Genomic DNA, 24,871 nt, shown 5'->3' with positions numbered 1-24,871 from the left:
CCCCCGCTCCCGCTGTGAGTTCGTCACGCGCCAGGCTAACCGCTGACGCTGACAACGGGCGATGCCGGGGCACCGCCAATGCCGCCCGGCGCGGCCGTCATTCGCTGCGCGCCGCGGGCAAATGCGGCAGCCTGTCGGCCGCGACGACCCCTTCGAGGTAGCCGCGGGCCCGTTCCGTACGCGGATAGGACTCCAGCAGGCGCCAGAAACTCGGGCCGTGGCCGGGGACGAGGAGATGGGCGAGCTCGTGCAGCAGGACGTACTCGATGACGTACTCCGGCATGCCCTGCAGACGGTGCGAGAGACGGATGCTGCCCTCGGCGGGGGTGCACGATCCCCAGCGGGTGTTCTGATTGGTCACCCAGCGCACGGACGCGGGCCGGGCCCGGCCCTGAAGGAATTGGCCCGACAGCCGCTCGGCCCGCTCGGCGAGCTCGCTGTCGCCCAGCATCCGCTTGCTCTCCTGGGCAGCGAGCTTGTCCAGCATGACGGTGACCCAGCGCTGTTCCTCGGCCTCCGACATGCGGGCCGGAATCAGGACCACCGTGCGGTCGCCCTCGCGGTACGCGGAGACCGTTCTTCGCCGCCGTGAGCTGCGGCGTACCTCGACCGCGCGGGCCGCCGATCCCCGGGCCAAGGGGCTCTGGGCAGCCCCGCGCGCGGTGTCTGCGGCGCGGCGCAGGGGTGTCTCTCCGGAGCCGCGTGGGGAAGGGTCGGCGGGCACGCGCCCGACGTTACCCGCTGGCCCCTGGCGAAGTCCCGCCCGGCGGACGGTTCGCCGCCGAAACACTCCATGGTGCACACCGCTTGTATGACAAATACCCGATGCCGGTGGATAACGTCGCCTGTGGATAACTTCCACGCCTTTTTCGTTCTGCCGCATGCTGAGGGCAGGACGACGAAGGACGGGGGGCGGATCATGTATCCGATGCTCAAGCCCGCGCTGCGGCGCGGCTGGCCGGACAGGGAAACGGTGCGGTTCGGGGTGGCACCGGCGCACGCGAAGGTGGTGCGCCCGGTCGACACCGCGACCGGCAGCTTCCTGGGAATGATCGACGGCACCCGCACCCTGCCGCAGCTGGTCGCGGCGGCCGGTTCGCTGGACCTCCCGCCCGCGCACGCACGAGGTGTGGTGGAACGCCTGGGCGCGGCCGGACTGCTGGAGGCCCCGGCCGCGGGCGGCCCGGCGGCCGATGCGGTACGGGCGGACGGCCCGGCGTGCGAGCGGCTGCGGCCGGATCTGGCGTCGCTGTCGGTACGGCATCCGGAAGCGGCGGGCGCGCTGGGGCGGATGGGGGCGCGCCGGGGCGTCCGCGTACGGGTGCGCGGGACGGGGCGGGTGGGGGCCGCGGTCGCGGCGCTGCTCTCGGCCTCGGGGCTCGGCCGGGTGGAGGTGCTCGACGGCGGCACCGTCGAACCGTGGGACGTCACGCCGGGCGGGCTGCCGGCCGGGCGGATCGGCGAGCGGCGCGATGCGTCCGCGCGGCGGCTGGTCCAGGAGGCCTCGCCCTGGAGCCGCACGCCGCGGCCCAGGGGTCCGTTCGGCGATTCCGGCGAACCGGGGCTGTCCCTGGTGGTGCTCGCCCCGCGCGACGGCCTCGCCGCGTACGCGCCCGACCCGGTCCTGTCCGAACCGCTGCTCACGGCCGGCATCCCGCATCTTTACGCCGGTGTGATCGAGGGCACGGGAGTGGTGGGTCCGCTGGTCCTGCCGGGCGGTTCGGCGTGCGCGCGCTGCGACGAGTTACGGCGTACGGATGCGGAGCCGGCCTGGCCCCGGCTGCTCTCGCAGTGGCGGTCGGGACGCGCATCGACGGCCGTGCCGGCGTGTGATGCCGCGTTGGCGTCGGCGGTGGCCGGGCTCGCCGCCGTACAGGCGCTGACGTTCCTCGACGGCGAACTCCCGCCGTGCACAGGGGCGCGGATGGAGCTCGCGTTGCCGTGTGCGAGCGTGCGCACGGAGCGGATCGAGCCGCATCGCGAGTGCGGCTGCGGTGCCGCCGCTTCGGCGAGTGGGGCGGGCGCCTCGGATTCTCGAACACGAGACGCCACAATGACGGAGTAACCCCGGTAGGGGGACAGTGTGAGTTGGAGGGGCGCATGTCTGATCTTCCCCGCAAGGCGGTCACCCGCACCGCCAAGCTGGCCGCCCTGCCGCTGGGGTTCGCCGGCCGTGCCACCTGGGGGCTGGGCAAGCGGATAGGCGGCAGATCCGCCGAGATCGTCGGTCGCGAGCTCCAACAGCGCACCGCGGAACAGCTCTTCAAGGTGCTCGGGGAGCTGAAGGGCGGCGCGATGAAGTTCGGGCAGGCGCTGTCGGTCTTCGAGTCCGCGCTGCCGGAGGAGATCGCCGGACCCTACCGCGCCGCCCTGACGAAGCTTCAGGAAGCGGCGCCGCCGATGCCGACCGGCACGGTGCATTCCGTACTGGCGGAGCGGCTCGGCGACGACTGGCGGGAGCTGTTCGAGGAGTTCGAGGACAAACCGGCGGCCGCCGCATCCATCGGCCAGGTGCACCGGGCGGTGTGGCACGACGGCCGGGAGGTGGCCGTCAAGGTGCAGTATCCGGGCGCGGGTCAGGCGCTGCTGTCGGACCTCACCCAGCTGAGCCGGTTCGCGCGGCTGCTGGGGCCGCTGATCCCGGGCATGGACATCAAGCCGCTGATCACCGAGCTGCGCGACCGGGTCTCGGAGGAGCTGGACTACGCCCTGGAGGCCGAGGCCCAGCGGGCGCATGCCGAGGAGTTCGCCGACGATCCGGATGTGACCGTACCGGCCGTCGTCCACCAGAGCGACCAGGTGCTGGTGACGGAGTGGATGGACGGCGTACCGCTGTCCGAGATCATCGCGAAGGGCACCGAGGAACAGCGGAACCGGGCCGGACAGCTCCTGGCCCGCTTCCTCTTCTCCGGGCCCGCCCGCACCGGCCTGCTGCACGCCGACCCGCATCCGGGCAACTTCCGGCTGCTGACCGGGGACGACCCGGACGGCCCCGCGGACCGGTGGCGGCTGGGGGTGCTGGACTTCGGCACCGTGGACCGGCTGCCCGAGGGCCTGCCGCCGACCATCGGCAGCTCGCTGCGGATGACGCTGGACGGCGAGGCGGACGCGGTCTACGAGCTGCTGTGCGAGGAGGGCTTCGTCAAGGAGACCATCGAGCTGGATCCGGACGCGGTGCTGGACTATCTGCTGCCGATCATCGAACCGGCGCAGGTCGAGGAGTTCACCTTCACCCGTGACTGGATGCGCCGGCAGGCGACCCGGATCGGCGACCCCCGCTCCCCCGCCCACCAGTTGGGCAAGCGGCTCAATCTGCCGCCCGCGTATCTGCTGATCCACCGTGTGACGTTGAGCACGATCGGGGTGCTGTGCCAGCTGGGGGCGACGGTACGGCTGCGGGACGAGCTGGAGGCGTGGCTGCCCGGGTTCGTGCCGGAGGAAGAAGAGGAAGCTGAGGAGGCTGAGCTGACGGCGGTCGAGGCCGGCCTGACGGCTGAGGAAGCGGAGATCGCCCTGGAGATCGACGCGGAGATCGACGCGGACATCGAAGCCGTCAGCCACGCCAAGGGGGAGAAGGAGGCCGTCCGGGAAAGCCCGGCCTGAGCGCGCCGCCCGGCGGACCGGGCGGCCTGAGTGGTGGCCGCCCGCCCTTCACCACCAGCTGGAGTCCAGCCGTCCCTCGATGGCCCGGATGTTTTCCCGCGCGCAGGCCTCACAGAAGTAACGACGCTCCCCGTTCTCGACGGAGCAGGTCCAGGTCGGCGGTGTGCCCTTGGCGACCGCGCCACAGCCGGCACACACGGTGTGATCGCCGGTCAACTCCGCCTGTTCATGCGTCTGCTGTTCCACCATCCGACGATATCCCCGCAGACGGCGTCAGCCCGGATACAACGCCGCAACGCCACACGGGGCCCGCCCTGTCGGACGGACCCCGTGTGGGTGGATGCAGACCCCCGTTACTGCATCACGGCCATGGCCAGTGCGCGCCGGGCACGCAGCGACGCACGCTCGGCGCGCCGCTGCATACGCCGCGCGGCGGCGAGCCGATGGGCCCTGCGTTCGGATTCGGCCTCCCGAAGGCGTTCATGCATATGCGCACGCGCCAGGGCTTCTGGGATGAGTTGCATGGCGTGGTTCCTGTTCTGACGCGACTCGATCGCATCGGCGTTCACGGGGGCGGGCGTGTCGGTGAAGGTGGAGTTCATCGTGGGGTCCTGCTTCTTGGGATCCCGAGTGACGGGACGGTCGATCGTTCCTGTGCCGGTGGTGTTCATGCCGCGACCGGGTTCTTGCGCGGACGGCCACGCGGACGCTTGCGGGCCACGACAACGCCCTGGACGAAGAGCTCCCCGCCCCAGACGCCCCACGGCTCGCGGCGGTCCTTGGCGCCGGCGAGGCAGGCCTCACGGACGGGACAGGTCTGACACAGCGTCTTGGCGTACTCGACGTCGGCCGGGGACTCGGCGAAGAAGACCTCGGGGTCATAGGTACGGCACGGGACGGCGGTGCCGAGGCGGTCGATCTCGTCGTCGAGCTCGGTGAGGGGCAGCAAGGAGTTCTCCTGGGGGTCGGGCGGAGGGATCAGGTCGGTCGCTACGGACGGGGTGTGCGTCTGCAGTTGCACGGTGTGTGTTCCTCGTCTGTTTCGGCCCGGCTGGTGGCGGGCGCGTTGGGCAAACAAAAGGGCCGCGGATCCCGGTGTGGGTTCCGCGGCCCTGGAAGGTGCCGACCTGATCTGCCGATCAGGCTGGATCTCTCCAGGGTTCGAGGCCGCGGTAGGCCCACATTTCATGCTGCTTGCGGTACTGCTCCGGGGATCCGGCACCATTGGCCGCCGCTTCGATGGCAAAGGCATTCACCCGTGCCGCCGCTGCTGCTACCGCAGGTGCCTCGGTCGGTCGCGCGGTGCGCTCACTGCGCGTCAGCACAGTGAGGGACTCGGGGCGCGCGACCTCGGTACCGGACAGGCGGCCGAAGCCGGACAGACCGGTGCCAGGGAGCGAGGAGCCGAGGGCGCAGGTGGCGACGACCGAGAGATCGGTCATTTTGTTGGTCTCGATGAAGCTGATCACTGGGCTCGCCTCCTCTCGGCGTCTCGGTGGACCGGGAATCCCGTTCCAGGCTTGTTCAAGTACAGCACGGATCCATCGGATCTCGGAAGATTCCGTTGTCTCCGTTGCTTGTGAAGGCTATGGGGCTGCGCTCCACACACGCAAACTATTTTTCCGACGAGTTTTTCGCGGCGCCTTCGGATGGCTCATCCGGCGCGTCCACGAGTCCCTCGCCGGCGCAGAGTGCCAGCACGTCCGCCCCGTAGCGGTCCAGCTTTCGCCGTCCCACCCCTGAGATGCCCGCGAGCTCCGATTCGGTTCCCGGAACCGCCTCGGAAATCGCCATCAGTGTCTTGTCGGTGAAGACGCAGTACGCCGGCTGCCGCGTCCGGGCGGCCTGTTCGGCGCGCCAGTCCCGCAGCCGCTCGTACAGCGCCTCGTCGATCTCCGACGGGCAGTCCTCACAGCGCATCAGCTTCATCTCGCCCGCGTCCGTCAGGGTCTTGTTGCAGACCCGGCAACGGGCCGGACGGCGCTCCCTGCGCCGGCTCGCCCCCGCCACCGCGCCACCGCGCTCCACGCCGCCCGTGACCGTACCGGCCGTACGGCGCCCGGCCATCGCCCCGGACCCGGGCCGCAGCCCGCTGAGGAACCGGCTGGCGCGGCGCACGGCCCGGCCGCCGGGCGAGCGCGCCAGCGACCACGAGAGACCGAGATGGAGGCGGGCGCGGGTCACCCCCACATAGAGGAGCCGGCGCTCCTCCTCTATCTGCTCCTCGGTCTTGGCGTAGGTGATCGGCATCATGCCCTCGGTGAGACCCACCAGGAACACGGCGTCCCACTCCAGGCCCTTCGCCGCGTGCAGCGAGGCGAGCGTGACCCCCTCGACCGTCGGGGCGTGCTGGGCACTGGCCCGCTCGTCCAGCTCGGCGACCAGATCGGCGAGGGTCGCCTCGGGGCGGGCCTTGGCGAAGTCCTCGGCCAGCCGCACCAGCGCCGCCAGGGATTCCCAGCGGTCGCGCACCGCCCCGGATCCGGCCGGCGGCCGGCTCGTCCAGCCCATGTCGCTGAGCACCGCTCGTACCTCGGACGGCAGACCGACCGCGTCGTCGAGCAGCGCGTCATTGCCCCCGAAGCGGGCGGCGCCGCGCAGCTTGACCCCCGCCTCCCGCACCTCGGGCCGCTCGAAGAACCGCTCGGCCCCGCGCAGCTGGTAGGGCACGCCGGCGTCGGCCAGCGCCTGTTCGTAGACCTCGGACTGGGCGTTGATGCGGAAGAGCACGGCGATCTCGCCGGCCGGGACACCGGCGGCGATGAGGTCGCGGATGCGCCGGGCCGTGCCCTCCGCCTCGGCCGGCTCGTCGGCGTACTCCACGTACGCGGGCTCCGGGCCGGCATCGCGCTGCGAGATCAGCTCCAGCCGGTGTTCGGCGGCGCGGCCCTTGGCCTGTGTGAGCAGCGCGTTGGCGAGATGGACGACCTGCGGGGTGGAGCGGTAGTCGCGGACGAGCTTGACGACGGTGGCGTTCGGGTGGCGGGTCCGGAAGTTGAGCAGATGGTCGGGGGTGGCGCCGGTGAAGCTGTAGATCGTCTGGCTGGCGTCGCCGACCACGCACAGGTTGTCGCGGTCCCCCAGCCACAGGTCCAGCAGCCGCTGCTGCAGCGGGCTGACGTCCTGGTACTCGTCCACGACGAAGTGCTGATACTGCGCCCGCACCTGCTCGGCGATGTCGTGCCGGTCCTGGAGCACACCGACCGTGAGCAGCAGCACGTCCTCGAAGTCGATGGTGCCCCGGTCGCGCTTGAGCTGTTCGTACGTGACGTAGATCTGCCCGATCTCGGCCGGGTCGCGCGGCGCTTCCCGTCCGGCCTTGACGACCGCGGCCGGATAGTCGGCGGGCACGGTCTGGGTGACCTTGGACCACTCGATCTCGGCCGTGACATCGCGCAGCTCGTTGCGGTCGAGCCGGATGCGGCAGCGCGCGGCGGCCTCGGCGACGAGCTGGATCTTGCGCTCGAGCAGCCGCGGGACGTCGCCGCCCACCGCCTTCGGCCAGAAGAACTGCAGCTGCCGCAGGGCCGCGGAGTGGAACGTCCTGGCCTGGACGCCGCCCGCGCCGAGCTGCCGCAGCCGCCCCCGCATCTCGCCTGCCGCGCGCGCGGTGAACGTGACGGCGAGCACACTGGCCGGCTGCAGGATCCCGGCCCGCACTCCGTACGCGATCCGGTGCGTGATCGCGCGGGTCTTACCCGTACCGGCGCCGGCCAGCACGCACACCGGGCCGTGCAGGGCCGTCGCAACCTCGCGCTGCTCGGGGTCGAGCCCGTCGAGCACCGCGTCGGCCGACTCGGGGACCTGCGGGAAAAGAGTGGAGTGCGTTGCTGGTGTCACCCCGCCATGCTGCCAGGTCCGCGGAGGCACCCGGGAAAGTTGTCCACAGGCGCCGGGCTCCGGTCACTCTGCGCCGCGGCGCTGTGGATGAATGCCGACGCGGGACGCGCGGCTCTGCTGTGATGTGTTCCGGCGGCCGAGGACGGGGCGATCCTCCGGCTGGAGCTGCCGAGGCCGGATCGGGCGGTCGCGGATATGCGGCGTTGTCGCGGAGGTATGCGGGGCGGTGGGGTGCGGGGGGCCGCTGGGGGGCGGTGGGGGGCGTGGCGCGGGCGGGCCGTGCCGCGGCGCGGGCGGCCGTGGGGCACGGGGCTGCTGGACGGCCGGCGCGGGGCGAGGGGCTGGGGAGGGGCGGGGTGGGGGTGGGGGTCCCCCCGGAGGGGCCGGGAATGGTCCGGCCGCTCCGTGCGTTCATGCTCTAGTCGTCGCCGGACAAGGTGTCGCGGCGGCAGGGAAACCGAGACGTAAGGAGCGCGGGGCGCATGGCGGGCACTGTGACGATGTACAGCACTACCTGGTGCGGCTACTGCCGTCGGCTGAAGGGTCAGATGGACCGCGAGGGGATCGCGTACACCGAGATCAATATCGAGCAGGACCCGGAGTCGGCGGCGTTCGTGGAGAAGGCGAACGGCGGCAACCAGACGGTTCCGACCGTGCGCTTCGCGGACGGTTCGACGCTGACGAATCCGTCCCTGGCGCAGGTCAAGCAGAAGATCGGTGCCTGAGGCGGCTCACCTCCGCCGCACACGGTCGTGGGCCGGTCCCGGTGACGGGCCCGGCCCACGGTGTCGTGCGGTCAGGGCTTGGGGAGCGGCTTGCCGTACCAGAGCTCGATGAGCCGCGCGGCGATGGAGATGCCGTAGGGCGGGAGGACCTCGCCGGATTCGAAGGCGGCGTGCAGGTCCTCGCGGGAGAACCAGCGGGCCTCTTCGATTTCCTCGCCGTCGACCTGGATCTCGGAGGACGTGGCGCGGGCCATGAAGCCGAGCATCAGGCTGGAGGGGAAGGGCCAGGGCTGGCTGGCCACGTACTCCACCTCGCCGACGACGACGCCGGCCTCCTCGAAGACCTCGCGGGCGACCGACTGCTCGATGGACTCGCCGGGCTCGACGAACCCGGCGAGGGTGGAGAAGCGGCCCTCGGGCCAGTGGACCTGGCGGCCGAGGAGTGCGCGGTCCTCCTCGTCCGTGACGAGCATGATCACGGCCGGGTCCGTACGCGGGTAGTGCTCGGCGCCGCAGGCGGGGCAGCGGCGGATGTGGCCGGCGGCCGCGATGACGGTGCGCTCGCCGCAGCGTGAGCAGAAGCGGTGCAGGCGCTGCCAGTTCTCGAGGGCCACGGCGTGGACGAGCAGTCCCGCGTCGCGGGGGGACAGGAGCAGCCCCGCCTCGCGCAGGCCCGCCGGGCGGGCGGACTGGTCCATGCGGCCGGGGAGGGCGTCCTTCTGGAGGGCGAAGTAGCTGATGCCCTCTTCGTCGGTGCCGAGGTAGTAGCGGTGGGCCTCGGTCATCGGCGCCTCGAAGGCCGGCGTCATGATCAGTTCGGTGCGGCCGTCGGGGGTGTCGTCGATCAGTGCCTGGCCGCCGGACACCACGAAGACGCGCGTCGTCGGATGGCTCCAGGCCGCCGCGAGCCATGCCTCGTCGAGACGGTGGTGGGCGGAGCGGTCGATGCCGCTGGGCGCGCTGAAGGTGATGGGCCGGTCGGTGCTGTGCTCGTTGGTCCAGGTGGTCACTGCTGTTTCCAACTCCCCCTATGGCGTGGGTGATTGCTGCGTACGGGCGCGGGGCGGGACGGCGGAGGCGCGTGGGTGGGTCGCGCGGGGTCAGGGGGTGCCCGGCCGGGGCCGCCAGTTCTCCGCCAGGTCGCTCCACAGGTGGGCGGCGGTCTCGACGCCCTTCATCAGCAGGTCGAGCTCGACCTTTTCGTTCGGTGCGTGCCAGCCGTCGGACGGGATGGAGATGCCGAGGAAGAGGACCGGGACGCCGAGGACGTCCTGAAGATCGGCGGCCGGCCCGGAGCCGCCCTCGCGGGTGAAGCGGATCTTCTGGCCGAAGGCGCGTCCCATGGCGCGGACGACGGACTGGAGCGCGGGGTGGTCGAGCGGGGTCAGGCAGGGGCGGGTGGCGCCCCAGAAGGTGATCTCGTGGCGGATGCCGGCCGGTAGCCGCGCCGCGACCCAGTCGCGTACGGATCGCTGGACGGCTTCCGCGTCCTGGCCCGCGACCAGCCGGAAGGAGAGCTTGAGCTGGGCGCTGGAGGGCACGATGGTCTTGCCGCCGGGGCCCTGATAGCCGCCGGAGATGCCGTTGACCTCGGCGGTGGGGCGGGCCCAGATGCGTTCGAGGGTGGTGGCGCCCCGCTCGCCGAGGGCGGCGTGGGAGTGCGCGGTGCGCAGCCACCGGTCCTCGTCGAAGGGCAGCTCGGCGAAGAGTGCGCGCTCGCGGTCGGTGAGCTCGATCACGCCGTCGTAGAAGCCGGGGACGGCGACGCGGCGGTCGTCGTCGTGCAGCGCGGCGGCCAGCCGGGCGGCCTCGGTGGCGGGGTTGGGGACGGCGCCGCCGAAGGAGCCGGAGTGGATGTCCTGGTCGGGGCCTCGGAGGTCGATCTGACAGTCCGTCAGGCCGCGCATGCCGGTGCAGACCGTGGGGGTGTCCTCGGCCCACATGCCGGTGTCGGAGACGATCACGGCGTCGCAGGCGAGGCGGTCGGCGTGCCGGGCGATCAGGGCCGGGAAGTTCGGGGAGCCGGACTCCTCCTCGCCCTCGATGAGGAGCTTGAGGTTGACGGCGGGGGCGGTGCGGCCGGTGGCGGCGAGGTGTGCGCGGACGCCCAGGGTGTGGAAGAAGACCTGGCCCTTGTCGTCGGCGGCGCCGCGGGCGTAGAGCCTGCCGTCCACGGTGTGCGGCTCGAAGGGGTCCGTGTGCCAGCCGTCCTCGCGGGCGGCGGGCTGGACGTCGTGGTGGCCGTAGACGAGCACGGTCGGCGCGGCCGGGTCGCCGGCGGGCCACTCGGCGTAGACCGCGGGCAGGCCGTCGGTCTCCCATATCTCGGCGGTCGGGAAACCCGTGCCGGTGAGCTTCGCGACGAGCCATTCGGCGCTGCGGCGCACCTCGCCGGCGCGCTCCGGGTCGGCCGAGACGGAGGGGATGCGCAGCCAGTCCGCGAGGTCGTCGAGGAACGTCTCGCGGTGGTCGGCGATGTACGCGCGGACGGCGTTGTCCGGGGTGGTGCTCATATGGCCGAGCCTATCGGCCCTCCGGGGGTGGGCGGTCGGCGGTCTCACCGAGCAGGATGCGCTCGAGTCCGGCCCGGCCGGGCAGCCGCCGGGGTCTGACGACCTCGCCGCTGCGGATGTAGACGAAGGCGGCGTCCACGGCGGAGGGCCGCAGGCCGTGCCTCTCGGCCCAGGCGAGGCGGTAGATGGCCAGCTGGAGGGGGTCGGCTCCTGGGGTGCGCCAGGGGCCGCGGCCGCGGGGCTGGGCGCGGGTGGTCTTCCAGTCGACGATCTCGAAGCGGTCGCCCTGGGGGCCGCGCTCCCTGTAGACGGCGTCGATCCGGCCGCGGATCACCCGTCCGGCGAGTGTGAGCTGGAAGGGGGCCTCGACGCGGTAGGGGGTGCGGTCGGCGTAGGGGGTGCGGGCGAAGGCTTCCTTGAGGGCTTCCAGCTCGCGTTCGTCGGCGATCTCCGCGTCGTCCGGCTCGGCGCCGGGGAGGTCGTCGGGGCCGGCCAGGGGCAGCGTCAGCTCCTCGAAGCGGGACTCGACCCAGGCGTGGAAGCGGGTGCCGCGGCGGGCGCCGGGCAGCGGCGGGCGCGGCATGGGGCGGGCGAGCTCGCGGGCGAAGCCGTCGGGGTCGGCGGCGAGGTGGAGGAGCTGGGTGGCACTCAGGGACGGCGGGAGGGGGACGTCGGTGACCGTTGCCCGGGAGCGGCGCAGCTCGTCGGCGAGGGCGTCGAGGTCGCGGTCCCAGGAACCCACGGTGCGGCGTTCCTCGGGGAGGAGGGCGCGGGTGGTGTCCTCGAGGGCGGGGGGTGGGGCGGAGCGCTGGGCGATGATGCGGTGGGCCGGGGTGTCGTGGCGGGCTTCGTGGGCGGCTTCGTGGGCGCCGTCGACTGGGTCGCCTTCGTCGGGTGCGTGGCTGTCGTACGGGTCGGCGTAGGCGTCGTCGTACGGATCGGGGTACTCGCGGTGGGCGTCGGCTTCCGGCTCGGCGTAGGGCGCCTCGTACGGGCCGTCGTACGGCTCCCCCGCCGCCTCGTGGTCCGGGGGCGGAGGCCACTCGGGATCGTCGGCGAAGAGCGACCCGGAGGGGAGAGCGGGGGCCTGGGCGGGGATCGGAGCCGGGGCCTTGCCGAGCCGTGCCAGGTGGCCGAGGACCGTGGCCTCGGCGGCCCGGCGGCGGGCGGTGGCGGCGGGGTCCAGGGGGAGCGGCCAGGCCTGGTCGGCGGCGGCCTCGGTGAGGGTGGGGTTTTCGGCGTCCTCTTCCGGGGCGTCGGCCCAGGCCTCGATCTCGCCGTGGCCTGCCTCGCAGTGCTCGCGCAGGGCGTGGAGGAAGGCGGAGGGGCCACGGGGACGCTTCTGGGTGGGGCCCCACCAGTGGCCTGAGCCGAGGAGGAGGGAGCGGGGGCGGGTGAAGGTGACGTAGCCCAGGCGGAGTTCCTCGGTCTCCTGGTGGTGCTTCATCGCCTCCTTGAAGTCCTTCAGGCCGCGGGCGGCCCATTCCTCGACGTCGGGGAGGGTGGCGGCGTCGCCGCGCAGGGCGTGCGGGAGGACCTTGGGCTGGGTGATCCAGGACTCGCGGGCCTGTTCGCTGGGGAATTGCTTGGCGACCAGGCCGGGGACGGCGACGACGTCCCATTCCAGGCCCTTGGACTTGTGGGCGGTGAGCACCTTGACGGTGTTGTCGCCGCCTGGGAGGGAGCTGTCCAGGCCCTTTTCGTACTGGGCGGCGGTGCTCAGGAAGCCGAGGAACGCGAGCAGCGAGGCCTCGCCGTCGAGGGCGGCGCCGCCCTGTTTGGCGGCGAAGCCGGCCGCGATGTCGAGGAAGGTGCCGAGCGTTTCGCGGCGGCGGGCGGCGAGGGCGTGCGGGGAGGCGGAGAGCTCGACCTCGAGGCCGGTGGTGGCCAGGACGCGGTGCAGTACGTCCATGAGCGGGTCGCTCAGGGCGCGGCGCAGGTCGCGGAGCTCGGTGGCGAGGCGGGCGAAGCGGATGCGGGCGTCGGCGGAGAAGGGCAGGCCGTCGTCGGGGCCGTCGGCTTCCAGGAAGGTGTCGAGGGCGTCGGCGAGGGAGATGGTCTCGGCCGGGTCGGTGCCCTCGACGGCTTCGGCGAGCCGCTGTTCGGGGTCGTCGGAGGGGCCGCCGTGGTGGACGAGGGTGCGGGCGCGGCGGCCGAGGAGGGCGAGGTCGCGGGGGCCGATGCGCCAGCGGGGGCCGATGAGGAGGCGGACCAGGGAGGCGTTGGCGGTGGGGTCCTGGAGGACCTGGCAGACGGCGACGAGGTCGGCGATCTCGGGGAGGTGGAGGAGCCCGGAGAGGCCGACGACCTCGACGGGGATGTCGCGGGCGACCAGCTCGCCCTGGATGCGCGCGAAGTCGGCCGCGGTGCGGCACAGTACGGCGATCTCGCCGGGCGGGGTGCCCGTACGGACGAGGTGGGCGAGGGAGTCGGCGAGCCAGGTGAGCTCTTCGGCGTGGGTGGGCAGCAGGGCGCAGCGGACCGTGCCGTCGCGTTCGGCGCCGGGGGCGGGACGCAGCGCCTCGACGCCTTCGTGCATCTGGCGCAGGGGTGCGGCGAGGCCGTTGGCGAGGTCGAGGAGACGGCCGCCGCTGCGGCGGTTCTCGCTGAGGGCGAAGCGGCGGGCGGGGGTGCCGTCCTCGAAGGGGAAGTGGGCGGGGAAGTCGTCGAGGTTGGCGACGGAGGCGCCGCGCCAGCCGTAGATGGCCTGGCAGGGGTCGCCGACGGCGGTGACTGCGTGCCCGGTGGCGGACCCGGTGGCGGACCCGGTGCCGGACCCGGTGCCGGACCCGGTGGCGCTCCCGTCGGCGGTCCCGGTGCCTGCGCCGAAGAGGCCGGAGAGCAGGAGGCGCTGGGCGACGGAGGTGTCCTGGTACTCGTCCAGGAGGACGACGCGGAATTCGTCGCGCAGGGCCTGGCCGACCTCGGGGCGGGTGGTGGCGAGGGTGGCGGACAGGGCGATCTGGTCGCCGAAGTCGAGGAGGTCGCGGCGGCGTTTCTCGTCGCGGTAGGCGCCGACGAGGTCGAGGAGTTCGCGGCGGGCGCGGGCGGTCTCCGGGATCTTGCGCAGATCGGCGTTGGTGAGCTTGACGCCGTCCAGGGTGGCGAGCAGGTCGCTGTCGTAGGCGTGGAGGCGGGCGGGGTCCACGAGGTGTTCGGCGAGCTCGCCGTCGAGGGCGAGGAGGTCCTCCACCAGGGCGGGCAGGGACTTGGTGAGCGCCGGGTAGGGGCCGGGGGCGGCGCGCAGGACGCGGGCGGCGAGCTGGAAGCGCGTGGCGTCGGCGAGGAGGCGGGCGCTGGGCTCGAGGCCGATGCGCAGGCCGTGGTCCTTGAGGAGCTGGCCGGCGAAGGAGTGGTACGTGGAGATGCGCGGCTCTCCGGGGGGCCGGTCCGCCCCGGGGCCGTCGGCGGGGAGGGGGTCGGGGTCCGTGACACCGGCCGCCAGCAGGGCGGCGCGCACCCGCTCGGCGAGCTCGCCGGCGGCCTTGTTCGTGAAGGTCAGCCCGAGGACGTGTTCGGGGGCGACCTGGCCGGTGCCCACCAGCCAGACCACGCGCGCGGCCATGACCGTCGTCTTGCCGGAGCCGGCTCCGGCCACGATGACCTGCGGGGCGGGCGGGGCGGTGATGCACGCCGTCTGCTCCGGAGTGAACGGGATGCCGAGGAGCTCCTTGAGCTGCTCGGGGTCGGTGATGCGGGCTGACACATCGCAAACCGTAACGGGCGGCACTGACAATCGCCGCGGGCCGGGCCGTTTGCGCAGGTCAGGACCCTTCCCGGCCGGAACCGGCGGGCTCACTCCACGATGTGCTGCCCCTCCGGCCGGGCGCTGCACGAGGCGCGGAAGGCGCAGTGGGTGCAGTGCGTGCCGGTGGTGGGCGTGAAGCGTTCCTCCAGGACGCGGCCCGCGGCGGTGGCGAGCAGTTCGCCGACCCATTCGCCGCCCTCCTCGGGCGGCGGCTGCGCCTGTACGGCGGGCAGCGCGTCGCCGCCTTCCTTCTGGGGCGCGCCGAGGCGCAGGTGGACCAGCTCCGCGCCTCCGGGGTCGGGGGTGTGCCCGTCGAAGGCGTCGTCGACCGCGCCCTCGCGCACCGCGAGCTGGTAGACGGCGAGCTGGGGGTGGCGGGCGACCTCGGGGCCGGTGGGTTTGTTCTTGCCGGTCTTGAAGTCGACGACGTAGGCGCGGCCCTGGGGGTCGCGTTCGACGCGGTCCATGCTGCCGCGGATGCGGACCTGGTAGGCGCCGGCTTCGAGGGTGACGTCGAAGCCGTGTTCGGCGGCGACGGCGTGGCGGCCGTGGGTGTCGCGTGCCATGACGTGCCAGCGCAGGAAGCGTTCCAGGGCGGCGCGTGCGGTGTCCTTTTCCTGGCGGGACTTCCAGGGGGCGTCGAAGGCGAGGGCGTCCCAGACGGAGTCCAGGCGCGCCATCAGGACGTTCAGGTCGGCGGGGCTGCGGCCGGAGGCGACCTCGTCGGCGAGGACGTGGATGACGTTGCCGAAGCCCTGGGCGGCGGTGGCGGGTGTGTCGGCCTTGACCTCGCGGCCCAGGAACCACTGGAGGGAGCAGGTGTTGGCGAGCTGGTCGAGGGCGCTGCCGGAGAGCACCACGGGCCGGTCGCGGTCGCGCAGCGGGACGCCGCTGTGGGTGGGTTCGTGCAGGCCCCACCAGCTGTCGGGGTGGGCGGCGGGGACCAGGGGGTGGCCGTCGTCGTCGGTGAGCGCGGCCAGTTTGGCGAGCCGCCGGGCGGCGGCGTCGCGCAGCGCGTCGGTGGCGGCCGGGTCGACGGTGGTGGCGCGCAGTTCGGCGACGAGGGCGGCGACGGAGAGGGGGCGGCGGGGGCGGCCGGTGACGTCCTGGGGGGTGATGCCGAGCTCGGTCAGGAAGCGGGAGGGCTGGTCGCCGTCGTCGGCGGCGGCCTTGACGGCGGTGACGACCAGGCGTTCGCGGGCGCGGGTGGCGGCCACGTAGAACAGGCGGCGTTCCTCGGCGAGCAGCGCCCCGGGGGTGAGGGGTTCGGCCAGACCGTCGCGGCCGATGCGGTCGGCCTCCAGGAGGGAGCCGCGGCGGCGCAGGTCGGGCCAGAGCCCTTCCTGGACGCCGGCGACGACCACGAGGCGCCATTCCAGGCCCTTGGCGCGGTGTGCGGTCATCAGGCGTACGGCGTCGGGCCGGACCGTGCGGCGGGTGAGGGTGTCGGCGGCGATGTCCTGGGCGTCGAGCTCTTCGAGGAAGTTGAGGGCGCCGCGGCCGCCGGTGCGTTCCTCGGCGCGGGCGGCGGTCTCGAAGAGGGCGACGACGGCGTCGAGGTCGCGGTCGGCGTTGCGCGCGGCGGCGCCGCCGCGGCGGGCGGCCCGCTCCAGGCGGCCCGGCCAGGGGGTGCCGTCCCACAGTTCCCACAGGGCCGCTTCGGCGGTGCCGCCGCCGGCGAGGAGTTCGCGGGCCTTGCGCAGCAGCAGGCCGAGCCGCTGGGCGCCGCGGGCGTACGCCGGATCGTGGGCCACCAGGCGCTGTGGTTCGGCGAGGGCCTGGGCGATCAGCTCGTCGGAGGGCCGGGGCAGCGCCTGGCCGGCGGCCCGCTCCTCCTCGCGCAGGGCGCGCCCCAGGCGGCGCAGGTCGGTGGCGTCCATGCCGCCCAGGGGTGAGGTCAGCAGGTCCAGGGCGGTCTCGGTGTCGAGCGGCTGCGGCTCGTCGGCCGGGGCGTCCAGGGCCGCCCGGGCCGCCGCGCGCAAGGCGGTCAGGAGGGGCGCGACGGCCGGTTCGTGGCGCAGCGGGAGGTCGTCGCCGTCGATGTCGAGGGGCACTCCGGCGGAGGTGAGCGCCCGGCGTACGGCGGGTATCGAGCGGCCGCCGGCGCGTACGAGGACGGCCATGTCGCGCCAGGGCACGCCGTCCTCCAGGTGGGCGCGGCGCAGGATGTCGGCGATGTTGTCGAGCTCGGCGCCCGGTGTCGGGTAGGTGTACGCCTCGACGCGGCCGCCGTCGCGTACGGGGGCCAGTTCGCGGTGGGCCCGTACCTTCCGGGCGGGCAGGCGGGTGAGCGGCATCCGGTGGGTGAGCAGCCTCGTGGCGGCCAGCAGGGTCGCGCCGGAGCGTCGGGAGGTGCGCAGGACCTCCACCGGGGCAGGGGTGCCGTCGGGGCGCCGGAAGGCCTGGGGGAAGTCGAGGATGCCGCCGACGTCGGCGCCGCGGAAGGCGTAGATCGACTGGTCGGGGTCGCCGAAGGCGAGGAGCGTACGGCCCGGGGAGCCCGGTGTGCCGGGCGGGCCCTGGTGGCCGGCGAGCGCGCGCAGCAGCCGGACCTGGGCGACGTCGGTGTCCTGGTACTCGTCGACGTAGACCGCGTCGTAGGCGGCGGCCAGTCCGGCGGCGACGCGGGGCGTCTCGGTGAGCAGTACGGCGCGGTGCATCAGTTCGGCGTAGTCGAGGACGCCCTGGGCGTCGAGGACGTCGAGGTATTCGGCCAGGAAGGCCGCGGCGGCGCTCCAGTCGGGGCGGCCGGTGCGCCGGGCGAAGGCGCCGAGGGCGTCGGGGCCCAGGCCCAGTTCGCGGCTGCGGGCGAGCACCGCGCGGACCTCGTCGGCGAAGCCGCGGGTGGTCAGGCAGGCGCGCAGCTCGTCGGGCCAGCTCACCTGGGCGCGGCCGTCGCCGGCCAGTTCGGCCTGGCCTTCGAGGAGTTCGCGGACGAGCAGGTCCTGTTCGGGGCCGGAGAGCAGGCGCAGCGGGTCGGCGAAGAGGTCGGCGTCCTGGTGGGCGCGGACCAGGGCGTAGGCGAAGGAGTGGAAGGTGGTGGCCTGAGGCGCGCCCACCCGTCGCCCACCACCCTTCGCCGGAAGCCCTTCGGGCTGCCCCTCTGCAGTGCCCGTGCGGGCGGCGAGGCGGTCGCGGAGTTCCACGGCGGCCTTGCGGCTGAAGGTGAGGACGAGGATCCGCTCGGGGTCGGCGCCGTCGCGGACGCGGGCGGCCACCGACTCCACGAGGGTCGTGGTCTTGCCGGTGCCGGGACCGGCGAGCACCAGGAGCGGTCCGTGGCGGTGGTCAACCACGGCGCGCTGGGCCGCGTCCAAGGCAGGAGGATCCACCGGCACCGGCGGGGTGCGCACCAGTCGGTACGCGCCGGGGGCATCCCGCCGCGCCGCGCGGTGCGGCGACGACGGGACGGCCGAGAAGGAGGAACTCACGTGGATCGCCGGTCCTGGTGGGGTTGCTGATCGGGGTGGGGTGCGGGTGGTGGGCACGCCTCGGGGCGCCGGGCACCGGGCCGTGCGTGACGGCGGTGCCGGAGAACGCTACGCCAGTCGGCTCACGAGCCGTCCCAGCGGGCCCGTCGCATGTCCAGCCGCGGTATATGGCCTTCGGCCGAGCGAGCGGCGGGCCGCAAGGGCGTGCCCTCCTCGCGGTAGTGCGCCAGCGCGCGCAGCTCATGGCCGGGCAGGAGTACGCCGTCCGAGCGGACCACCCGCCACCAGGGCACCGCGCCGCCGTAGAGGGCCATCACCCGTCCCACCTGGCGCGGGCCGCCCTCCCGTCGCCCGCCGGCGCCCGCCGGGGGATCTCCTTCGGGCCGCTCCTCGTCGCGGAGCCACTCGGCGACATCGCCGTACGTCATGACCCGTCCGGCCGGGATCAGCTCGGCGACGCTCAGTACGCGTTCCGCGTATGCGGGCAGTTCAGCGGCTTCGGTGTCCGCCTCCGTCTCTCCACTCCCACTCATTCGGTCCATCCTGCCGCACGGCACCGACAATGGGATCGGACACACGGTCCAGGGTTCCGTGGCGGTCCGCCGGCCAGGTGTCGTCGGCGTGGAGCGGTGGAGATCGTTCCGCTTCCCGCGCCCCCGAAATGCACCCTGATGCCCCCCACCACTGGTCGGCCGTGCCACCATCTTCCGGACGGTGACTGGTGATACGAGATCAAGAAGAGACGGCCGAGCAGCAGGGTGCGGCGCCTCCACGGGAGGCGGGCGCCCCTGACGCGCTGGCTGCCGGCTCCCCCAAGCCGACGGAAAAGGCGAGCACGATCAAGAAGGCCGAACCACCCGAGGCGTCCGAGAGGCCGAAAGAGCCCGCGGACCCCGAGCCACGCGCGCGCCGTGAGGAGGAGCCGCCCTCAGGCGGCAAGGAGCGACGGCGGACCGAGCGCAAGGACGAGCAGCCGGCCGCGGCCGCGCCCCGTACGGGCTCGCACCGCGCGGATCTGAGCGCCGACGAGCACGGCGAGTTCCACGTCGACCGGGTCTCCGGCGACGAGCCGCTGCTGCCCGCCCGGGTGCACCGCCCCTCCGACCTGCTGCGGCTGCTGCTGGGCATCGTCGGGATCGCGCTGGTCCTGGGGCTCGCCACCTTCGCGCACGGCACCACCCAGGGCCTGAAGAACGACATCGGCAAGGGCTTCGGGGCGGCGCCCGAGCTGCTGATCAACCTGGCCGGGCTGACGTCCAGCGTCGCGGTGCTGATCGTGCCGGTGGCGTTCGCGGTGGAGCGGCTGATCAAGCGGGACGGGCTGCGGATCGCGGACGGCGTGCTGGCGGCCGTACTGGCGCACGGCGTGTCGCTGGCCACCGATCTGTGGGTGGCCGAGGCGGCACCGCCCTCCATCCGGGCGGCGCTGACCCAGCCGCTGGAGAACGGCTCCCTGTCGGCGCCGGTGCACAGCTATCTGGCGCCCGTGATCGCCTATATGACGGCGGTGGGCATGTCCCGGCGGCCGCGGTGGCGGGTCGCGATGTGGGCCGTCCTGCTGCTGGACGCGTTCGCGGTGCTGGTCGGCCGGTACACGACGCCGTTCGCGATCGTCACGACCGTGCTGATCGGCTGGACCGTCGCCTACGGCACCCTGTACGCGGTCGGCTCCCCCAACGTCCGTCCCACCGGCCAGAACCTCCTCGCGGGGCTGCGCCGGGTCGGCTTCCACCCGGTCAGCGCGATGCGCGCCGAGAACGCCGAGAACGCCGGGACCTCCGGGAAGGCAGCGAACCCGGACCACCGTGAGAACGCCGACCGCGGCCGTCGTTACCTCGTCACCCTGGAGGACGGCCCGCCCATCGACGTCACCGTCGTGGACCGCGAGCAGCAGGCGCAGGGCTTCTTCTACCGGGTGTGGCGGCGGCTGTCGCTGCGCGGCATCAATCAGCGCCGCAGCCTGCAGTCGCTGCGCCAGGCCCTGGAGCAGGAGGCGCTGCTGGCGTACGCGGCGATCGCGGCCGGCGCCAACGCCCCCAAGCTGATCGCCACTTCCGAGCTCGGCCCGGACGCGGTGATGCTGGTCTACGAGCACATCGGCGGCCGCACGTTCGACGCGCTGGCCGACGAGGAGATCACCGATGCGCTGATGCACAGCGCCTGGCGGCAGGTCGAGGCGCTGCAGTCGCGGCGGATCGCGCACCGGCGGCTGGTGGGCGATGCGCTTCTGGTGGATCGTTCCGGCAACATCGTCCTGACCGAGCTGCGCGGCGGCGAGATCGCGGCCGGGGACCTCGTGCTGCGGATGGACATCGCCCAGCTGCTGGCCACCTGCGGGCTGCGGGTGGGCGCCGAGCGGGCGGTGGCCGCGGCCGTCGAGGTGCTCGGCCCGGACGCGGTCGCCGACAGCCTCCCGCTGCTCCAGCCGATCGCGCTCAGCCGCACCACCCGCGCCACGCTGCGCCAGCTGGCCCGCGAGCGTGCCAAGCGCGAGCGGGAGGCCGTACTGGCCGCGTCCCAGGCCGCCAAGGAGGCGCGCGAGGCCCGGGAGGCGGCGGGCCCCAAGGACCGCAAGACGCTGCGGGCCGAGCGGCACGCCGCGAAGAACGCTGAGAAGCGCGCCCTGGAGGAGGCGTCGGAGGAGGCCCGCGAGGAGGATCTGCTGGCCCAGATCCGCCGCCAGGTGCTGCTGATCCGCCCGACGGCGGTGATCGAGCCGGCGAAGCTGGAGCGGCTGAGCCCGCGCATCCTGATCAGCTGGATCGCCGGGGCGTTCGCGGCGTATCTGCTGATGTCGCAGCTGACCAACTTCAACCTGGGCGACGTCATCAGCGAGGCCCGGTGGGAGTGGGTCCTGGTGGCGATGTTCTTCTCGGCGCTGACGTACCCCGCGGCGGCGATGAGCCTGCTGGGCTTCGTCACGGAGAAGGTGCCGTTCGTCAGGACGGTCCTCGCGCAGATCGCGGGCAACTTCGTGAAGCTGGTGGCGCCCGCGGCGATCGGCGGGGTGGCGCTCAACACCCGCTTCCTCCAGCGCGCCGGGGTCCGGCCGGGCCTGGCGGTGGCCAGCGTCGGCGCCTCCCAGCTGTTCGGCCTGGGCTCGCACATCCTGCTGCTGCTGGCCTTCGGCTATCTGACCGGCACCGAGCACGCGCCGCAGATCTCGCCGTCCCGTACGGTCATCGCGGGGCTGCTGACGGTGGCCGTACTGGTGCTGGTGGTGACCGCCGTACCGGCGCTGCGCAAGTTCGTCTCGACGCGGGTGCGGTCGCTGTTCGCCGGGGTGGTCCCGCGGATGCTGGACATCCTCCAGCGGCCGCGGAAGCTGATCACGGGCATCGGCGGGATGCTGCTGCTGACGGCGGCGAACGTGATGTGCCTTGACGCGTCGATCCGCGCGTTCGGCGGCGGCGACAAGATCAGTTACGCGAGCATCGCGGTCGCCTTCCTCGCCGGCAACGCCCTGGGCTCGGCCGCCCCCACGCCTGGTGGTCTGGGTGCCGTCGAGAGTGCGCTGCTCGGTGCGCTGACGATCGCCGGGCTCGCGAGTGCCACGGCGTTCCCGGCGGTGCTGCTGTTCCGGCTGATGGTGTTCTGGCTGCCGGTGCTGCCGGGCTGGCTGGCCTTCAGCTATCTGACCCGTAAGGGCGAGATCTGAGCGGCCTGAGGGCATGCGAAAGGCGCCGGTCCGCACTGCGCGGACCGGCGCCTTTTGCGTGGCTGCCTAGTAGATCGGCTTCTCCGGCTCGACGGTGTTGACCCAGCCGATGACGCCGCCGCCGACGTGGACGGCGTCGGCGAAGCCCGCGGACTTCAGCACGGCCAGCACCTCGGCGGAGCGGACGCCCGTCTTGCAGTGCAGGACGATCTTCTTGTCCTGGGGGAGGTCCTGGAGGGCGGTGCCCATCAGGAACTCGTTCTTCGGGATCAGCCGGGCGCCGGGGATCGAGACGATCTCGTACTCGTTCGGCTCGCGGACGTCGATGATGTCGATCTTCTCGTCGGCGTCGATCCACTCCTTGAGCTGCTTGGGAGTGATCGTGGAGCCGGCGGCCGCCTCCTGGGCCTCCTCGGAGACGACGCCGCAGAAGGCCTCGTAGTCGATGAGCTCGGTGACGGTGGGGTTCTCACCGCAGACCGCGCAGTTCGGGTCCTTGCGGACCTTGACCTGGCGGTAGGTCATCTCCAGGGCGTCGTAGATCATCAGGCGGCCGACCAGCGGGTCGCCGATGCCGGCGAGCAGCTTGATGGCCTCATTGACCTGGATGGAGCCGATGGAGGCGCACAGCACGCCCAGGACGCCGCCCTCGGCGCAGGAGGGGACCATGCCCGGCGGCGGGGGCTCCGGGTACAGGCAGCGGTAGCAGGGGCCGTGCTCGGACCAGAACACCGACGCCTGGCCGTCGAAGCGGTAGATCGAACCCCATACGTACGGCTTGTTCAGCAGCACGCACGCGTCGTTGACCAGGTAACGGGTGGCGAAGTTGTCCGTACCGTCGACGATCAGGTCGTACTGGGAGAAGAGCTCCATGACGTTCGTGGAGTCGAGGCGCTCTTCGTGCAGGTTGACCGTGACGTACGGGTTGATGCCGAGCACCGTGTCCTTGGCGGACGCGGCCTTGGAGCGGCCGATGTCAGCCTGGCTGTGGATGATCTGGCGCTGCAGGTTCGACTCGTCGACCTCGTCGAACTCCACGATGCCGAGGGTGCCGACGCCGGCCGCGGCAAGGTACATCAGCGCCGGCGAGCCCAGACCGCCGGCGCCGACGGCCAGCACCTTGGCGTTCTTCAGCCGCTTCTGCCCGTCCATCCCGACATCGGGGATGATCAGGTGGCGGGAGTACCGGCGGACCTCGTCTACGGTGAGCTCGGATGCGGGCTCGACCAGGGGTGGCAGCGACACGGGGACTCCGTTGGTCGTTATGGCAGTACGGGACCGTCCCCACTGATGCGGGGAGCGTCTCTCGTAACACTGCCACGCCCTACTTCATTCCGAGACACCCGTTCCGATGCGCGAGACGAACTCATCCCAGTAGCCGGGCAGCGACTCCCAGGCACCGCCGGCGGTACCCGCCGCGGCGGCGGCCCGGCGGTCCGTGAGGTACACGGTGCCCGCTCCCTGCCAGCGGGCGATGCGCAGCGCCTCCTCCAGATGGGAGCGGGGAACGCCGTGCACGAGGTGGCAGAACCGCTCGGGCGGGTAGTCGGCGGTCCACTCGGCCACCTGGGACCAGCGGTAGTCGGCCCAGGCGCCGGCAAAGGTGACGAGCTGGTCCGCTGACTCCGCGTAGCCGGGGAAGGGGTGGGTGCCGTGGCCGAAGACGAGGTAGGTGTTCTCGCGCAGGGTCCGCAGGCAGGTGGCGATCCGCCGGGTTTCGGGCAGCAGCGTCCGGTCCGTGGGACAGCGGTCCAGCCAGAAGCCGTCGACGCGGTACCACTCCAGGAAGCGGTGCGCATCGGAGATCAGCTCGCCGAAGGGGCGGGCGCCGCGGCCCGTGTCGAGGTGGCCGAGCACACGGACGCCGGTCTCGCGCAGGCGGGCGACGGCGGGCATGCAGTGGGGGTCGGGGCGGGCCCCGGGCCCGTTGCAGACGTTGAGGACCGCCCAGTGGAGGGGCGCCGCGTATCCGGCGCCGTCGTCCCCGGCTGCGGCCGAGGGGACGAATCCCCGGGAGCAGCGCAGCAGCGCGGCCCATTCGGTGGGCGCGAGCAGGGGATGGGCGAAGCCGGGGACGCCGACGCCGAGGGGGCCGGCCCCGAGGGGGGCGCGTGCCGTGCCGGTGGAGGAGGTCAGATACGACATGCGGCCTCCATCCAGATGTCGGCGAGGGACTCCTCCAGGACGATCCGGGGGCGCCAGCCGAGCCGGTCGCGGGCGGTGCGCACGTCCGCCTGCTGCCAGGTGCCGCAGCCGTCCGGGTACGGGTAGGTGGCGGGCGGCCGGTCCATCGGGTGGTCGGGGCCGGGGCCGGGCCCGGGGATGACCAGGCGGGCGGGCGGCGAGTCGAGCTCGTGCAGCGCGCCGCCGAAGCCGGCGACCCGGGCGAGTACGGAGGCGGCCTCGCGCAGCCGTACGGCGCGGCCGGTGCCGATGTTGACGACGCCCTGCGCGGCGGAGAGGGAGGCGGCGTGCACGGCACGGGCGACGTCCCGTACGTCGACGAAGTCCCGCTGGACGCCGAGCCCGCCGAGCTTGAGTTCGCTGTCGTTGGACTGCATGGCGCGGCGCATCGCCTCGGCGAGCCGGCCGAGCGGGGATCCGGCCGGGGTGCCGGGGCCGACCGGCGAGAAGATGCGCAGGACGACGGCGTCGAGGCCGGAGCCCAGGACCAGCTCGGTGGCGGCCAGCTTGCTCACGCCGTAGGGGCCTCCGGGGCGCGGCACCGCGTCCTCGGCGGTGGAGGAGCCGGGCTGCGAGGGCCCGTACTCGGAGGCGCAGCCCAGCTGGACGAGGCGGGCGCCGCAGCCGCTGCGCCGCAGGGATTCGCAGATGGTGGCGACCGCGACGGTGTTGTGCCGGGTCAGCTCGCGGGCGCCGCCGCGGGTGGCGCCCGCGCAGTTGACGACGACGCCGGGGTGGACGGCGTCGAGGAAGCGGGTCAGCGCGCCGGGGCTGCCGGTGGCCAGGTCGAAGCGGACGTCGGCGTCGTCGCCCCGCCCGAGGACGGTGAGCTGGACGGCGGGGTCGGCGAGCAGGCGGTCGGCGACATAGCGGCCGAGGTAGCCGTTGGCGCCGATGAGCAGCACCCTCATCGTGCGGCCCCCCGGTGCCCGTGACGTGTGGTCGGGTGGACGTTCATGGTCGTGCTCCTAAGGCGGGATCGAGGGAAGCGAGCAAGTAGGTCGGCTTTGGCCGCGGGGTCGGCGTCCGCCCTGGGGGCGGGGGCCACGTGGGGGGTGGGGTCCGCGGCGAAGTGACCGGGGCGGCGGTATCGGGCTGCCGCTTCGGGGGTGGTGCGTGGTGCGAGGGGGGTGTGGGGTGCGGGGCGCAATGCCGCCGCGCGACCGGGA

18 protein-coding genes are annotated in these 24,871 nt (G+C 73.2%); 4 read left to right on the top strand and 14 right to left on the bottom strand.

Features of this window, described 5'->3' with window-relative positions; translation table 11 throughout:
* Positions 1-97: 97 nt before the first annotated feature.
* The gene (locus ACIRPT_RS18070) at positions 98-724 is read right to left on the bottom strand and encodes a M48 family metallopeptidase (protein WP_403828089.1); all 627 of its coding nucleotides are present in this window, start codon (positions 722-724) and stop codon (positions 98-100) included.
* A gap of 204 nt (positions 725-928) precedes the next feature.
* On the opposite strand from ACIRPT_RS18070, the gene ACIRPT_RS18065 reads away from it, so the two are divergent.
* On the top strand, positions 929-2,065 hold the full coding sequence (locus ACIRPT_RS18065) for a ThiF family adenylyltransferase (RefSeq protein WP_403828623.1): 1,137 nt from the start codon (positions 929-931) through the stop codon (positions 2,063-2,065).
* 35 nt (positions 2,066-2,100) lie between these two features.
* Positions 2,101-3,603: an ABC1 kinase family protein gene (locus tag ACIRPT_RS18060; RefSeq protein WP_403828087.1), complete on the top strand. Its 1,503-nt coding sequence runs from the start codon at positions 2,101-2,103 to the stop codon at positions 3,601-3,603.
* Positions 3,604-3,651: 48 nt separating this feature from the next.
* On the opposite strand, the gene ACIRPT_RS18055 is transcribed toward ACIRPT_RS18060, so the two are convergent.
* The 5 genes from ACIRPT_RS18055 to ACIRPT_RS18035 all read right to left on the bottom strand — a co-directional run bounded on the left by ACIRPT_RS18055 (position 3,652) and on the right by ACIRPT_RS18035 (position 7,443).
* The gene (locus ACIRPT_RS18055) at positions 3,652-3,852 is read right to left on the bottom strand and encodes a hypothetical protein (protein ID WP_403828085.1); all 201 of its coding nucleotides are present in this window, start codon (positions 3,850-3,852) and stop codon (positions 3,652-3,654) included.
* A 104-nt stretch (positions 3,853-3,956) separates the two neighbouring features.
* Complete coding sequence (locus tag ACIRPT_RS18050) at positions 3,957-4,274, bottom strand: hypothetical protein (RefSeq protein ID WP_403501205.1); 318 nt, start codon at positions 4,272-4,274, stop codon at positions 3,957-3,959.
* Positions 4,271-4,624: a WhiB family transcriptional regulator gene (locus tag ACIRPT_RS18045; RefSeq protein ID WP_403501203.1), complete on the bottom strand. Its 354-nt coding sequence runs from the start codon at positions 4,622-4,624 to the stop codon at positions 4,271-4,273. The genes ACIRPT_RS18050 and ACIRPT_RS18045 overlap by 4 nt, the downstream gene beginning before the upstream one ends.
* Before the next feature lie 118 nt (positions 4,625-4,742).
* Positions 4,743-5,072, bottom strand: coding sequence for a hypothetical protein (locus tag ACIRPT_RS18040; protein WP_403828082.1), 330 nt, complete (start codon positions 5,070-5,072; stop codon positions 4,743-4,745).
* Between the two features lie 145 nt (positions 5,073-5,217).
* Positions 5,218-7,443, bottom strand: coding sequence for an ATP-dependent DNA helicase UvrD2 (locus tag ACIRPT_RS18035; RefSeq protein ID WP_403828080.1), 2,226 nt, complete (start codon positions 7,441-7,443; stop codon positions 5,218-5,220).
* A gap of 482 nt (positions 7,444-7,925) precedes the next feature.
* On the opposite strand from ACIRPT_RS18035, the gene ACIRPT_RS18030 reads away from it, so the two are divergent.
* Entirely contained in the window at positions 7,926-8,168 is a 243-nt protein-coding gene (locus tag ACIRPT_RS18030; RefSeq protein WP_403501195.1) for a mycoredoxin, read from the top strand.
* Between the two features lie 71 nt (positions 8,169-8,239).
* Here ACIRPT_RS18030 and nudC read toward each other — a convergent pair whose 3' ends face one another.
* The 5 genes from nudC to ACIRPT_RS18005 all read right to left on the bottom strand — a co-directional run bounded on the left by nudC (position 8,240) and on the right by ACIRPT_RS18005 (position 18,393).
* Positions 8,240-9,178, bottom strand: a complete 939-nt coding sequence (nudC, locus tag ACIRPT_RS18025; RefSeq protein ID WP_403501192.1) for an NAD(+) diphosphatase — start codon at positions 9,176-9,178, stop codon at positions 8,240-8,242.
* A gap of 90 nt (positions 9,179-9,268) precedes the next feature.
* A complete protein-coding gene (locus ACIRPT_RS18020; RefSeq protein ID WP_403828078.1) occupies positions 9,269-10,681 on the bottom strand; it encodes a dipeptidase in 1,413 nt (470 codons plus the stop codon).
* Positions 10,682-10,691: 10 nt separating this feature from the next.
* Positions 10,692-14,387 carry a UvrD-helicase domain-containing protein gene (locus ACIRPT_RS18015; protein ID WP_403828076.1) on the bottom strand — a complete coding sequence of 1,232 codons (3,696 nt, stop codon included), beginning with the start codon at positions 14,385-14,387 and terminating at the stop codon, positions 10,692-10,694.
* An 89-nt stretch (positions 14,388-14,476) separates the two neighbouring features.
* On the bottom strand, positions 14,477-17,860 hold the full coding sequence (locus ACIRPT_RS18010; RefSeq protein ID WP_403828074.1) for an ATP-dependent helicase: 3,384 nt from the start codon (positions 17,858-17,860) through the stop codon (positions 14,477-14,479).
* A gap of 122 nt (positions 17,861-17,982) precedes the next feature.
* A complete protein-coding gene (locus tag ACIRPT_RS18005; RefSeq protein ID WP_403501182.1) occupies positions 17,983-18,393 on the bottom strand; it encodes an MGMT family protein in 411 nt (136 codons plus the stop codon).
* A gap of 188 nt (positions 18,394-18,581) precedes the next feature.
* On the opposite strand from ACIRPT_RS18005, the gene ACIRPT_RS18000 reads away from it, so the two are divergent.
* Positions 18,582-21,518 (top strand): lysylphosphatidylglycerol synthase domain-containing protein, encoded by a 2,937-nt coding sequence (locus ACIRPT_RS18000; RefSeq protein ID WP_403828071.1) that lies wholly within the window; start codon positions 18,582-18,584, stop codon positions 21,516-21,518.
* A 66-nt stretch (positions 21,519-21,584) separates the two neighbouring features.
* Here the strand turns inward: ACIRPT_RS18000 and moeZ are convergent, their stop codons facing one another.
* The 3 genes from moeZ to ACIRPT_RS17985 form a co-directional block, all read right to left on the bottom strand.
* The gene (gene moeZ, locus ACIRPT_RS17995; RefSeq protein WP_403501176.1) at positions 21,585-22,763 is read right to left on the bottom strand and encodes an adenylyltransferase/sulfurtransferase MoeZ; all 1,179 of its coding nucleotides are present in this window, start codon (positions 22,761-22,763) and stop codon (positions 21,585-21,587) included.
* Positions 22,764-22,847: 84 nt separating this feature from the next.
* Positions 22,848-23,663, bottom strand: a complete 816-nt coding sequence (locus ACIRPT_RS17990; RefSeq protein ID WP_403828069.1) for a spherulation-specific family 4 protein — start codon at positions 23,661-23,663, stop codon at positions 22,848-22,850.
* Complete coding sequence (locus ACIRPT_RS17985) at positions 23,651-24,613, bottom strand: NAD-dependent epimerase/dehydratase family protein (protein WP_403501171.1); 963 nt, start codon at positions 24,611-24,613, stop codon at positions 23,651-23,653. The genes ACIRPT_RS17990 and ACIRPT_RS17985 overlap by 13 nt, the downstream gene beginning before the upstream one ends.
* Positions 24,614-24,871 lie beyond the last annotated feature (258 nt).

Source organism: Streptomyces sp. NPDC101227 (assembly GCF_044767545.1).
Classification (GTDB): domain Bacteria; phylum Actinomycetota; class Actinomycetes; order Streptomycetales; family Streptomycetaceae; genus Streptomyces.
This window is presented reverse-complemented; position numbering and strand designations above follow the sequence as displayed.